This is a genomic window from Clostridium muellerianum, assembly GCF_012926525.1.
In the GTDB taxonomy this organism is placed as follows: Bacteria; Bacillota; Clostridia; order Clostridiales; family Clostridiaceae; genus Clostridium_AM; species Clostridium_AM muellerianum.
On record NZ_JABBNI010000026.1, the window covers coordinates 18176 to 30418 of the forward strand.

General features: G+C 29.8%; 15 protein-coding genes. All 15 read left to right on the plus strand.

Features of this window, described 5'->3' with window-relative positions:
- Nucleotides 1–35 precede the first annotated feature (35 nt).
- The 15 genes from HBE96_RS14680 to HBE96_RS14735 all read left to right on the plus strand — a co-directional run bounded on the left by HBE96_RS14680 (nt 36) and on the right by HBE96_RS14735 (nt 12241).
- Nucleotides 36–596 (plus strand): Uma2 family endonuclease, encoded by a 561-nt coding sequence (locus tag HBE96_RS14680; protein ID WP_342590189.1) that lies wholly within the window; start codon nt 36–38, stop codon nt 594–596.
- A gap of 59 nt (nt 597–655) precedes the next feature.
- On the plus strand, nt 656–1204 hold the full coding sequence (locus HBE96_RS26700) for an ABC transporter permease (RefSeq protein ID WP_342590190.1): 549 nt from the start codon (nt 656–658) through the stop codon (nt 1202–1204).
- Between the two features lie 146 nt (nt 1205–1350).
- Complete coding sequence (locus tag HBE96_RS26705) at nt 1351–1560, plus strand: hypothetical protein (RefSeq protein ID WP_483416372.1); 210 nt, start codon at nt 1351–1353, stop codon at nt 1558–1560.
- A gap of 6 nt (nt 1561–1566) precedes the next feature.
- Nucleotides 1567–1758 carry a hypothetical protein gene (locus tag HBE96_RS26365; RefSeq protein WP_243186951.1) on the plus strand — a complete coding sequence of 64 codons (192 nt, stop codon included), beginning with the start codon at nt 1567–1569 and terminating at the stop codon, nt 1756–1758.
- A gap of 281 nt (nt 1759–2039) precedes the next feature.
- Nucleotides 2040–2486, plus strand: coding sequence for a MarR family winged helix-turn-helix transcriptional regulator (locus HBE96_RS14690; RefSeq protein WP_169298497.1), 447 nt, complete (start codon nt 2040–2042; stop codon nt 2484–2486).
- Nucleotides 2487–2621: 135 nt separating this feature from the next.
- Entirely contained in the window at nt 2622–3797 is a 1176-nt protein-coding gene (locus HBE96_RS14695) for an SAM-dependent methyltransferase (RefSeq protein ID WP_169298498.1), read from the plus strand.
- Between the two features lie 91 nt (nt 3798–3888).
- A complete protein-coding gene (locus tag HBE96_RS14700; protein ID WP_169298499.1) occupies nt 3889–4419 on the plus strand; it encodes a PadR family transcriptional regulator in 531 nt (176 codons plus the stop codon).
- Between the two features lie 57 nt (nt 4420–4476).
- Entirely contained in the window at nt 4477–4932 is a 456-nt protein-coding gene (locus tag HBE96_RS14705) for a DUF2889 domain-containing protein (protein WP_169298500.1), read from the plus strand.
- Between the two features lie 82 nt (nt 4933–5014).
- Nucleotides 5015–5506: an AraC family transcriptional regulator gene (locus tag HBE96_RS14710; RefSeq protein ID WP_169298501.1), complete on the plus strand. Its 492-nt coding sequence runs from the start codon at nt 5015–5017 to the stop codon at nt 5504–5506.
- Nucleotides 5507–5568: 62 nt separating this feature from the next.
- Nucleotides 5569–7608, plus strand: a complete 2040-nt coding sequence (locus tag HBE96_RS14715) for a leucine-rich repeat domain-containing protein (RefSeq protein WP_169298502.1) — start codon at nt 5569–5571, stop codon at nt 7606–7608.
- Between the two features lie 313 nt (nt 7609–7921).
- Nucleotides 7922–8053 (plus strand): hypothetical protein, encoded by a 132-nt coding sequence (locus tag HBE96_RS26710; RefSeq protein WP_281064350.1) that lies wholly within the window; start codon nt 7922–7924, stop codon nt 8051–8053.
- 8 nt (nt 8054–8061) lie between these two features.
- Nucleotides 8062–8571, plus strand: a complete 510-nt coding sequence (locus HBE96_RS14720; protein ID WP_169298520.1) for an SMI1/KNR4 family protein — start codon at nt 8062–8064, stop codon at nt 8569–8571.
- A gap of 551 nt (nt 8572–9122) precedes the next feature.
- Nucleotides 9123–9884, plus strand: a complete 762-nt coding sequence (locus HBE96_RS14725; protein ID WP_169298503.1) for a nucleotide-binding protein — start codon at nt 9123–9125, stop codon at nt 9882–9884.
- Nucleotides 9881–11185, plus strand: a complete 1305-nt coding sequence (locus HBE96_RS14730; RefSeq protein ID WP_169298504.1) for a nitrogenase component 1 — start codon at nt 9881–9883, stop codon at nt 11183–11185. Before HBE96_RS14725 ends, HBE96_RS14730 begins: the two co-directional genes overlap by 4 nt.
- Before the next feature lie 3 nt (nt 11186–11188).
- Nucleotides 11189–12241: a nitrogenase component 1 gene (locus HBE96_RS14735; protein WP_169298505.1), complete on the plus strand. Its 1053-nt coding sequence runs from the start codon at nt 11189–11191 to the stop codon at nt 12239–12241.
- Nucleotides 12242–12243 lie beyond the last annotated feature (2 nt).

Genomic DNA, 12243 nt, shown 5'->3' on the forward strand with positions numbered 1-12243 from the left:
ATATAATATCAGATGAATGATTAGGGGGGAGAGTTGTGTTAATAAATCCTGATAAAATTACATATAGTGAGTTTTTAGAATTGGATAAAAATAGTGAACAACTTATGGAGTTTATAGATGGAGATGTTTATCTTCAGGCTAGTCCTAGTACTGTACATCAAAGAATTTCTAGAAAATTAACAACAATATTTGATTTATATTTTAGTGGCAAGACATGTGAACCTTTCGTGGCTCCTTTTGATATAATTTTACCAGTAAAAACAACAGATAAGAATAAAGTTATACCAGACTTATCAGTTATATGTGATAAATTTGGATTAAATGAAAATAATTATATAGGGGTGCCTACACTTATTATTGAAATTTTATCTCCATCAACTGCATGGATTGATATTAGTAAAAAGTTTCATTTATATCAAACTAATGGAGTAAAGGAATATTGGATAATTTCCCCTAAAAATAATGATATTCAAATATTTAATCTTGATGAAAATGGGTTTTATGGAGAGCCAAGTACATTCTATGGTGATAGTATAGCCGTATCAACAGTTTTTGAAGGATTAAAAGTTTATTTAAAGGATTTATTCATAGCCTAATTCTTATTAAATATATTTATTATAAAATTGATCTTGATTTTGGTGAAGCACATATTGGTATAGTTGATAAAGATAATTCAAATTTGTCAAGAACTGTTGTACAACAGCTTAAAATTAGTCCAGGTCTAAATGTTAATTATTATGCAGATTCAGATACTGAACTTGAAAAAGCAATAAAAGATCGTAGAGTAAATGGAGGTATAATAATACCTAAGCATTTTGAAAAAGATGTAAGTTCGGCAAAGTCACCTAGTGCTCTAATACTAATAGATGGAACTAGTCTTCCTAAAGAAGCCAGTATTTTAGGATACGCTAGTCAGGTTTTAGGTACCATAAATGCCGGTGCTCAAATAAGCGTCCTTCAAGCAAACGGTATGGTTCCATATCAATCCAAACAATCTGTTTTAAACTTTTCTTATGCTGAACGTATACTTTATGAGCCGCAAAGTAGTTATCTTAGATATTTAATTTATACTTTGGTACCTTTAGTTAATCAAGGATTTTTTGTACCAGTGCTTTTAGTACCTGCTTTAATGAAAAAGAAAGAGAAATTTGCAAATATTAAGATACGTTCAAAAGAAGGTGTAAAAGCTGTACTGGTCTTATAGGAAGAATATTACTGTATTCTACCATATGTATTATACTAATTTTCACTTGCTTATGTATTCTTGATAAATTATTCGGTGTACCTCTTCGGGGGGATATATTAATATATATTGTTTTAATGAGTTTATTTTTCATTAACCTTACAGCTATGGGATTAGTTTTTACATCATTTATGGATAACCTAGGCTATTTTATACTGTTTTTTAATTTGATAAATATAGTTATATTTCTAACCTGTGGTGTTATATTCCCAGATTATCTGCTGCCAAGTGGAATGTCTGAGGCTCTCAATAGTTTATGGCCATTCAGGCATATGACTATAGGATTAAAGATGTTAAATTTAAAAGGATTAGGCTAGGACCTTATGCTTCCTTATTTAAAAAATGAGCTTAAGGTTGGCGCATACTGGTTACCAATAGGATTTGCGATGTATTCGGCTAGAATTGCTTTTATTAAATATAAAAATAGCAAAATACCAAAGGAAGGTATTTCAGAACAAGATATAGTGGAAGAAAATATAATACAAGAAGGGGTAGTACAAGAAGATGTAATATAAGTGTAGAATTGTAAAAAAAGTTTAACTTAATCTTCTAACATCATTAATATTTTAATAAATGCTATTTAATGTTATCTTTGCCAAACATTAATTTAGAAAGGATAATTCTAAAAGGTATGCTATAGTTTTATGATTGAAACTATAGCATACCTTTTATACCTATTTATATGGTGAAATTTGGATTATGTTGTAATACTGTTGTTTAAAAATACTTGCATAAACAAGTATTTTGAAATATACTTAAATGGTAGTGCATTACATATTTTGAAAGAGGTGGCTAGTTGGAAACAAAAAACAATTCTGATATACAAAAACTTGGTCAGGTTTTAAGTATGAGTTTTAGGTTAATATCTAATCGTATAAGTTCAAAGTTTAAATCTTGTGGATATGATATAACTCCAGAACAATACACAATACTTACATACTTATATGAGCATGGTGAATTACAGCAAAATCAAATTTCTAAACTTACGAATAAGGATGAACCAAGTGTTTCTCGTATAATTAATAATATGATTAAGAATGATATTGTTAAAAAAGTACAACATCCAAATGATAGAAGAACGAATTTGATTTGTTTAACAGAAAAATCAAAACAAATAAGACAAGCGCTTTATAATGAATCATCTATATTATTAGAAGAAGCATTGAAGGATATTGCTGAATCTGATATTGAAAATTTTTATGGTGTATTGAATCGTATTATAAATAATTTGAATAGAGTCTAATATTTTACTTATAGTAATTTTCTTATTAGGTAATTGGATAATAATATTTTATATAAACTTAATGATATAACTAAGATATTTATCATATTAATTTAAATAGTAATTATATAAATAATGAAATTAGGAGGTAGTATTATGAGTATTGATAAAATATTTTACAAAAATCTATTTAAAAACTTATTTTCAGATACTTGTGAAGTAAGGTTTTGGGATGGAGAAGTAGAAAAGTATGGGGAAGGTGAAAGTAAGTTTACTATAGTTTTTAATGAACACATTTCTAAAGCAGATATAATTAGAGATCCCTTTATTGCATTTGGAGAAGGGTACATGACTAAAAAGTTAGATATAGAAGGAGATGTTCAAAAGGTTATCGAATCTTTGTATAATAATAAAGAAAGTTTTCTAAGTAATGGCAATAAATATATGGGTTTAATTAAGAGAATGTCAAATACTATTAAAAATAGTAGGGAATATATTCAACATCATTATGATATTGGAAATGATTTTTATAAATTATGGCTAGATAGTACAATGACTTATTCTTGTGGTTATTTTAAATCTAATGATGATTCCTTAGAAACAGCTCAAAAAAATAAAGTTAAACATATTCTTAAAAAGTTATGTTTAGAAGAGGGACAAACTTTACTTGATATAGGCTGTGGATGGGGAGAATTAATTATTACTGCAGCAAAACAGTATAAAGTAAAAGCTATGGGAATAACTTTAAGTTCAGAACAATTTGCTAAAGTTAATGAAAGAATAAAAGATGAGGGATTAGAAGATTTAGTTCAAGTTAAACTTACAGACTATAGGGAATTAGAAAATGTAAAATTTGATAGAATAGTTAGTGTGGGCATGGTAGAGCATGTAGGAAAAGAACATATAGGAGAGTACTTCAATGCAGTAAATAATCTATTAAATGAAAAAGGTGTTTCTATGCTTCATTGTATTACAGCTATAGGTGAAGGTGGAACTAATACATGGATAGATAAGCACATTTTCCCAGGGGGATATATACCTTCAGTTAAAGAATTGATTGATAATATGACAGATTATAACTTTTATTTAAATGACGTAGAAAGCCTTCGAAGACATTATGGAAGAACTTTGGAGCATTGGGCAAGAAATTTTGAAAATAAATTGCCTGAAATAAGAAAAACAAAGGATGAAACTTTTATAAGAATGTGGAGATTATATTTAAATGCTTCTGCAGCATCCTTTAATTGTGGTAATATTGATATTCATCAATTTTTATTTGCAAAATGCGTAAATAATGAATTGCCATGGACTAGGGAGTATATGTATAGATAATTTTATCTTGCGTCGCAATATGCTTATATTGTTGACAGTACCAAAAAATGTGATATACTTATAGTCAGTACTGAGTATAAGGAGATTACAAATGAAAATACAATTATATATTCTAGGGCTTCTTATGAGATATGGTTCTCAACATGGATATAGTATAAAACAAATAGTATCAGATAACATAGCAGCTTTTGCTAAAATCAAACTTCCTACAATTTATTATCATTTAGATAAACTTTCTGAAAAAGGCTATATAAATTCTGTTATAGAAAAAGATGGCAATAGGCCTGAAAAAACAGTATATTCTATTACTGATTCAGGAATTGATTATTTTAGTTCTTTGCTTAATAAAATTTTATCTGAAAATTATAGTGTAGAATTTGATTTTGATGGAGTATTATATTTTTCTGACTTTGCTGATAAGGATGCAGTTATTAAAAACTTAAATAGACAAAAAGAGTATATAGAAAATAAGCTGAAAGAATTAGCTAGAACTAAAGATAATACAGTAAGTAAATTGCTACCTGATTACAGAAGTTATTGTATTAGTATATTTAATCATCATATATATCATTTAGAAACTGAATTAAAATGGATAAATGAAACATTAAAGGAACTCTTTTAAGAGTTCCAAAAAAATGTTAATATAGTCAGTACTGAGTATGATTACGGAGGTATATTTATGGAAAAGAGTCTTTATTCAAGAAATTTTGAAGTTAACTATTATGAAGTGGAGGGTAACATTTGGAGAACTATCTCACATTTAAAAGATTATCAGCATGATATTGAAGTAATAGTAGATGTATCTGTACCAGATATGATTATATTAGATGCTAAGGTAGAGTTATTGCGTTATCCAATTAAAGATTGTATTTTAATTAAAGATAAAATGAAAGAATTAATAGGTATTAATGTTATTTCAGAATTCCGCGCTAAATGTGATGAATTGTTTTCTAGTGAAATGGGATGTGGCAATGTTAGAATGCTTCTTGGAATTTCTGTGCCTGGGGTAATCTTTAATTATTTTCCGCATCAAATTAAAATAGGAAATATGACAGAAAATCAATGGTGGGATTTTTGCAAAGAAAAACTTCCTAAGGCATGTATAGCTCACACAATAATGAGCAATAATGCCTAAATACTAAGCAAGAAAATCTAATTTATACAAACAAGAGTAAGAATGATGGTATCAATTATTTATATAATAGAGGAGTAAAACTATGGCTTATAAATTGAAAGAAGTAACAATAAGAACAAATAATTCAGAAGAAGGAATGAAAATAATTAGTGAAGTTTGGGGTGACATTATCAGCGGAAAACTGCCCCTTCTTTTTGATAGTGAGCATATGTTTCAAAAAGGCGTTTCTCCAGTTTCAAAATATAGTAATTATTCTAGTGATGAAAGTAGAGATTATGACCTTACCATAATGGCTGTAAAAGCTGACTTTTTTCAAAAAATAGAAACAGCAGTAAGTAAAGGCTTATATAAAAAATATGATGAAAAAGATGAAAACGGAGAAATAGGTATATGTACAAGAAAGGCATGGGAAAAAGTATGGCGGGAACAAAAATCAGGAGATATAAAGAGAGCTTTTACTAAAGATTATGAGAGTACCGTTCCTGGTGAATATACAAGAGATGGAAAGGCACATTGCTATTTATATATTGCTGTTCAGTGGGGGGAGCACATAGCTTATGACAATTTACTGTGATGTAGATTAATATGACTAAAAAGGTTATAATTATATGTGAAGTAAATATATGGGGGATAAGTATGAAAAGTAAATTTATAATTGGAACAGTTTTTAGTATTTTTTTACTATGTTCACCTAATGTTAAAGCAGCAAACTTTACAGATAATCAAACAGTAGATGCCAATAAGACATGGACAATCAAGTTTAATAATAAAATTCAGTTGGATGATTTAACTAAGCAAAGTATAAGGGTAACTGATAATAGGGGTAATGCAGCAGATGTTAGTCTAAAATTAGGACAAGATGGTAAATCAATTATAGTGTCATCTCCGGAGTATGGATATGTAGGAGGAAAAAGTTATACGTTATATGTTGGAAAAGAAGTACATTCCGTAAGTGGTAGTACATTAGATGATGCGTCCATCTTGAATTTTAAGGTTAAAAGAAAGTCTAGTAGTGGCGGCATAGTAACTTTCAAAGATAAAAACCTAGAACAGAAAATAAGAGATTATGTAGAAAAGGAAAGTGGAGATATTTATCAAAGTGATGTGGAAGATATAACTGAACTGTATATGGAAAACAACCACATCAAAGATCTTAGTGGAATAGAAAATTTAACTAATTTGAAACAGCTTAATTTATGTGGAAATGAAATTAATGATATAAGTAAATTAAAGAATTTAGTTAATTTGCAGTCTATTGATTTAAGTCATAATGAAGTAAGTGATATAAGCTCATTAAAAAACTTGACTAATTTGAAAAAGCTTAGTTTAGGAAATAATAAAATAAGTAATGTAAGTGAATTAAGTAAATTAGTTAATTTACAGGAACTTAATTTAGGATACATTTCATATTATGGATTTGAAATGCCTGATCCTCAGGCAAATTATAATGAGATAAGTGATATAAGTGCGCTAACAAATTTAACAAATTTACAAACACTTAACCTAGGCTATAGTAAAATAAAGAATATAAGTGGTTTAAAAGGGCTAAGTAATTTACAAACACTTAATTTAAGCAGCAACCAAATAAGTAACATAAGCAGTTTAGTAAACGAATTAAAGGTATTAACTAATTTAAGAGAACTTAATTTATCTACTAATGAAATTAATGATATAGGTGAATTAAATAAATTAACTAATTTAAAAACACTTAATTTAAATCATAATAAAATTAGCAATATAAATGCATTGAAAGGTTTAAATAATTTACAAACGCTTGATTTAGGAATCAATCAGATAAGTGATATAAGTGGTGCAGCAAATTCATTAAAAGAGTTAACTAATTTAAATAATCTTAATTTATCCAATAATCAAATCAGTAATATAGATGAATTAAGTAAATTAACTAATTTAAAAACACTTGATTTAAATTATAATAAGATTAGTGATATAAGTGCATTAAAGGGGCTAACTAATTTAGAAATGCTTGGATTAAGTCACAATAAAATAAGTGATATAAGTGTATTTAAAAATTTAACTAACTTACGAGAGCTTATCTTGCTTGAAAATCCAATAAGTAATGAGGATATACAAGCTTTAAAAAATGCTTTACCTAGGTGTGAAATTAATGAAATTAGAGTTAAAAAACCTAATATATATTTGTATCCAGAGAAAACAGAAGAATTATCAGTATCTGTTACTCCTAAAGGTAGAATAACTAAATCAATTCCAGAATATAATGGAGGTTGGAAAGTAACAGTTGACCCAAGTGGAAAAATTAATAATACTTATGATTTCTTATTTTATGAAGCTTCAATTAATCATCAATTTACTTTGGATAAGGGCTGGATTGTAAATAAAGGTAACTTTAATGAAGAAATGAATAATATATTGACTTCCATAGGTTTAAATTCCAAGGAGAAAGCAGATTTTATTGAATACTGGTCAAAAGAATTGAACTGGAAAGGCAGTAGATATGCAGTTTATTATCTTGATCCTAAAGAAATAAATGAAGCAATAAAGTTAAATTTATCTAAGGAGCCGGACTCTATTTTGAGAGCTTACTTTTACTTTGTACCTATTAAAGATAACGAGAATTTAGAAATTAAAAAACCTGAAATAAAACAATTTAAACGTAATGGATTTACTGTTGTAGAATGGGGTGGAATTGGTAAATGAGGTTATATAATCAGTTAGAAAAATGATAAATTAAAAGCAGATATAAAAAAGGCATATGTGATATATATTTAGAACATCACATATGCCCTTTAACATATATAAGGAAATAATTTATTTATCATTACAGATAGTTGATTTTTTATATAAAGTGATGAATGTTAAAAAATATCAAAAATATTAGAAAGTCTATTTTAATGTTTTTGATAATTCTAAATTACTTGTAAAAAGCTGTTATTAGGAATGTATTTATTTAATATGAAATGTTTTATGAGTTTAGTATGGTACTTATTGCATATCTAAAAGGAGGAGAGTTATGTGGAATAATTGGATAATAAGATGGGAAAAGACAATTGAAGCGATTAAATTACTTGGAGGAGAAAGTAATGGAATACATATTGGTAAGCCTGCATCTGAACAGCAGATTGTAAATATTGAAAAAAACTAGGATATAGGATTCCTGAGAGTTTTAGGGATGTACTTCTTAATTTTGCAGGAAGTGTTGACTTTGGATGGGAGTTGAATGATTGCATAGAATTACCTAAAGAGTTTAATGAAATTTTCGCTGGTGAGTGTATATGGAATGTAAATAATTTGATTGATATAGATGAATCTAGAGAAAGTTGGGCAAGAGAATGTTTTTCTAATTTAGAAGATGAATATGATAAAGTTTGGCATAATAAATTGGCATTTATGGATGTGGCAAATGGAGATAAAATTGCAATTGATTTAGAAAGATATCCAGATTATACCCCAGTGGTATACTTAAGTCATGATGATGGCGAAGGCCATGGATATATACTTGGTGAAAGTTTCAAAGATTTTATAGATAGATGGACTCTTATTGGATGCCCTGGTTCGGAGGATTGGCAGATGATGCCCTTTATTGATACACCCATAAGTGGAATTAATCCTAATTCTAAAAATGCATTAGAATGGAGACGCTTAGCAGGATTAAGTTTTTAAGAATCATGATATAGTTGCAGAATAAAAATCAACATTATAATTAGTCTCATAATAAAAAAAGTAATTAATAGAAAAGAGTAAAAATAAATATATAATGTTGTTATATCTATTAATCCAGTAATCAATTTTAGATAACTAGTAAACGGTAACTAAGTGATTGTTAAATTAAAATATTGCTTTTACATAATTTGGTTAAAATTGTTGACAATCCCAGTAATGGATGATAAACTAGAGATATAAAAATTTCAGAAAACGGTTAACTATTAAACGGTTATTTGATATTTTAATTAAAATTTAATATTGTTGTCACTCTGAAGCGAAGGTGTCCTGAGATAAAGAGCGGGCAGTAAAGAAGTAATATTTTGCATTAGTGCATTATTTATATGCTATGACTGAATTTAAGCTCTTCCCAAACCTGGGAGGAGCTTTTTTGCATAAGAAAAGCAGACATCTAAAATTTATGATTTTTGGGAAATTGCTTTTATCTATGTATGATGTGATTGATGTGGATGGCAGCCATGGTATAAATGAAGTTTCATAGGGGGTTAAAAATGCTAAAAATAGCTATATACGGTAAAGGCGGCATTGGAAAGTCTACAATTACTAGCAATTTGTCAGCAGCCTTTGCTAAGCTCGGGAAAAAAGTTATTCAGATAGGATGTGATCCTAAAGCAGATTCTACTATTAATTTGCTTGGAGGAGAAGCATTAATGCCTGTAATGAATTATATGAGGGAATTTGATAAGGACCCAGAAAAAATTGAGGATATTTCAAAAGTAGGTTTTGGAGGAGTACTTTGCATAGAAACAGGGGGGCCTACACCTGGTCTTGGTTGTGCAGGTAGAGGAATTATTACTACATTTAATTTACTGGAGGAATTAGATCTTTTTGAAACATACAAGCCTGATGTTGTACTTTATGATGTTTTAGGTGATGTTGTCTGCGGTGGATTTGCAGCACCTATTCGTGAAGGATATGCTGAAAAAGTACTTATAGTTACTTCAGGGGAAAAAATGGCTCTTTATGCAGCCAATAATATAAATAGTGCAGTTAAAAATTTTGAAGATAGAGGTTATGCAAAGGTGCTTGGTATAGTATTCAATCATAGAAATATTGAAAATGAAGAGGAAAAAGTAAAAGACTTTGCAGATTCAGTTGATCTTCCAATTGTAGGTGATATTCCAAGAAATCAGGATATAAACCGTTTTGAAGAAATGGGAAGAACAGTTATTGAAGGAGATCCCAGTCTCCCAATAAGTCAGCGTTTTTTTAATTTAGCCAGATTATTAATTAAGGATGAGGGAATAAAATGAAAAAAGAGCCATATTATATTACAGCAGAAAATTTAACTGCAGTAGGTAAAGAGAATATTCCTGCAGAGCTTATTTCAAACACTCATTTGATTTACAGTTCACCAGCAACTCTTTCTTTTAATTCACCTGGTGCTCAAGGTTTTGGTGTTAAGCGTGCAGCTCTTGCAATACCAGGGTCAGTTATGCTTTTAGTAGCTCCAGGATGTTGCGGCAGAAATACAACAACATTAAGTGAAGCAGGTGGATATAGTGAAAGAATGTTCTATTTAATAATGGATGAAACTGATATTGTTACTGGAGCTCACTTAAAGAATATTCCACAGGCAGTGGAAGAAATATGTAAATGTACGAAAAATACGCCATCAGTAGTTATGATCTGTATTACATGTGTGGATGCACTCCTGGGAACAGACATGGAGCGTGTTTGCAGAAAGGCTATGGATAGGGTGAATATTCCTGTTCTCCCATGTTATATGTATGCACTTACAAGAGAAGGTCGTAAACCTCCTATGGCACATGTAAGACAGTCTATTTATTCCTTACTTGAACCAATGGAAAAAAGACCGGATACAGTTAATATACTGGGGTACTTTGCTCCACTTATAGAAACTTCAGAACTATATGATTTGCTGCACCATATTGGCATAAAGAAAATAAATGAAATTTCTAGGTTAAAAGACTTCGATGAATATATGCATATGGGAGAAGCAAATTTTAATCTTGTATTAAATCCAGAAGCAAGATTTGCAGCACAGGATATTATGAAACGACTTAATATTCCATCAGTAGAACTTACAAGATTGTATCAGATAGATAAAGTGCAGAATCAATACCGGATTTTCGTAAATGCTCTTGATACTAGCTTTGATGATGAAAAATATTATGAGGAAGCTAAGAAAGCCATAGATGAATTGAAAGCTGCCTATCCACATATAACATTTGCAGTAGGGGAAACGCTTAATGCTAATTCTTTTGAGCTATCTTTAGCACTTTTAAGATATGGTTTCAAGGTAGCTGAAATATATGCTAGCCTCACTTCAGAAGACTTTGTTTATATTAAAAAAATTGCCAAGTTAAGTCCCGAAACTAAGATTTATTCCAATCTTGAACCTACCATGCTTTATTATGATTGCAGCGAAGAAAACATTGATATAACCATTGGCAAGGATGCAGAGTATTATCATCCTCACTGTGTAAATGTACCCTGGAATGAGGATACTCAACCATTTGGATATGCTGGTGTAAAAAAATTATTTAAAGAATTGAAGCATTCATTGGATTGTTCTTTTAAGGAGGCATAGTAGATGAAAGGATTAAGAAAATATATATCACCTTTTGCACCGGATCAGTCTGGTGCGGCGGCTGTTCTTTATAAGTTAGGTGGAATTATAGTTATCTGTGATGCAGGAGGATGTGCTGGTAATGTATGTGGATTTGATGAGCCTAGATGGGCTACAGAAAAAACTGCCACTTTCAGTGCAGGACTTCGTGATATGGATGCTATACTGGGGCGTGATGACAGGCTTGTGGCTAAACTTGCAGATGCTGCTAAAAAATTGCAAGCCAAATTTGCAGCGGTTATTGGAACTCCAGTACCATCAGTTATTGCCACTGATTACAATGCCATAAAGAAAATGGCAGAAAAAAAACTACAAATACCTGTTCTTACCATAGAAACTACTGGTATGGATTTGTACGATGTGGGAGCTGAAAAAGCTTATGTTAAAATGTTTGAGACTTTTGCAAAAGATGGTCTTACAGTAGATAAAGAAACCATTGGTGTAATCGGGACAATTCCACTTGATATGAGTGACTTAAAGGCAGCAGATAAAATAGAATCTACACTAAAAAATAAGGGTTTTAAAAATATCTACTGCTATGGTATGAAAGCAGATTTGTCAGAGGTAGAAGCTGCTGGAAGTGCTGTAAAAAATCTAGTAGTATCTCCTGCAGGATTAAAGACTGCACAGTATTTAAAGGAAAGATTTGGCACACCTTATGAAGTCTTTTATCCACTAGTTTCAGATATATTAAACAGTGAAATGAAAGAACAGTTTAAAAACTTTGAGAATAAAAAGGTTTTAATAATACATCAGCAGGTTATAGCTAATTCTATCAGAAATGAAATAAATAGAAATGTTAATTCAGATATAACAGTTTCTTCCTGGTTCATGCTAAAGGAGGAGCTTAGAGAGGTTCAGGATATTTCTCTTACAGAAGAGGACCAGTTTGTTAAGCTTATAGAAAAAGGAAATTATGATGTAATTGTAGGTGATAATATTTTGAAACGTGCAATACCTAACTTCAAGGGAAGGTATGTGGATGTACCCCATTTTGCAGTTTCAGGAAAGATGTGATG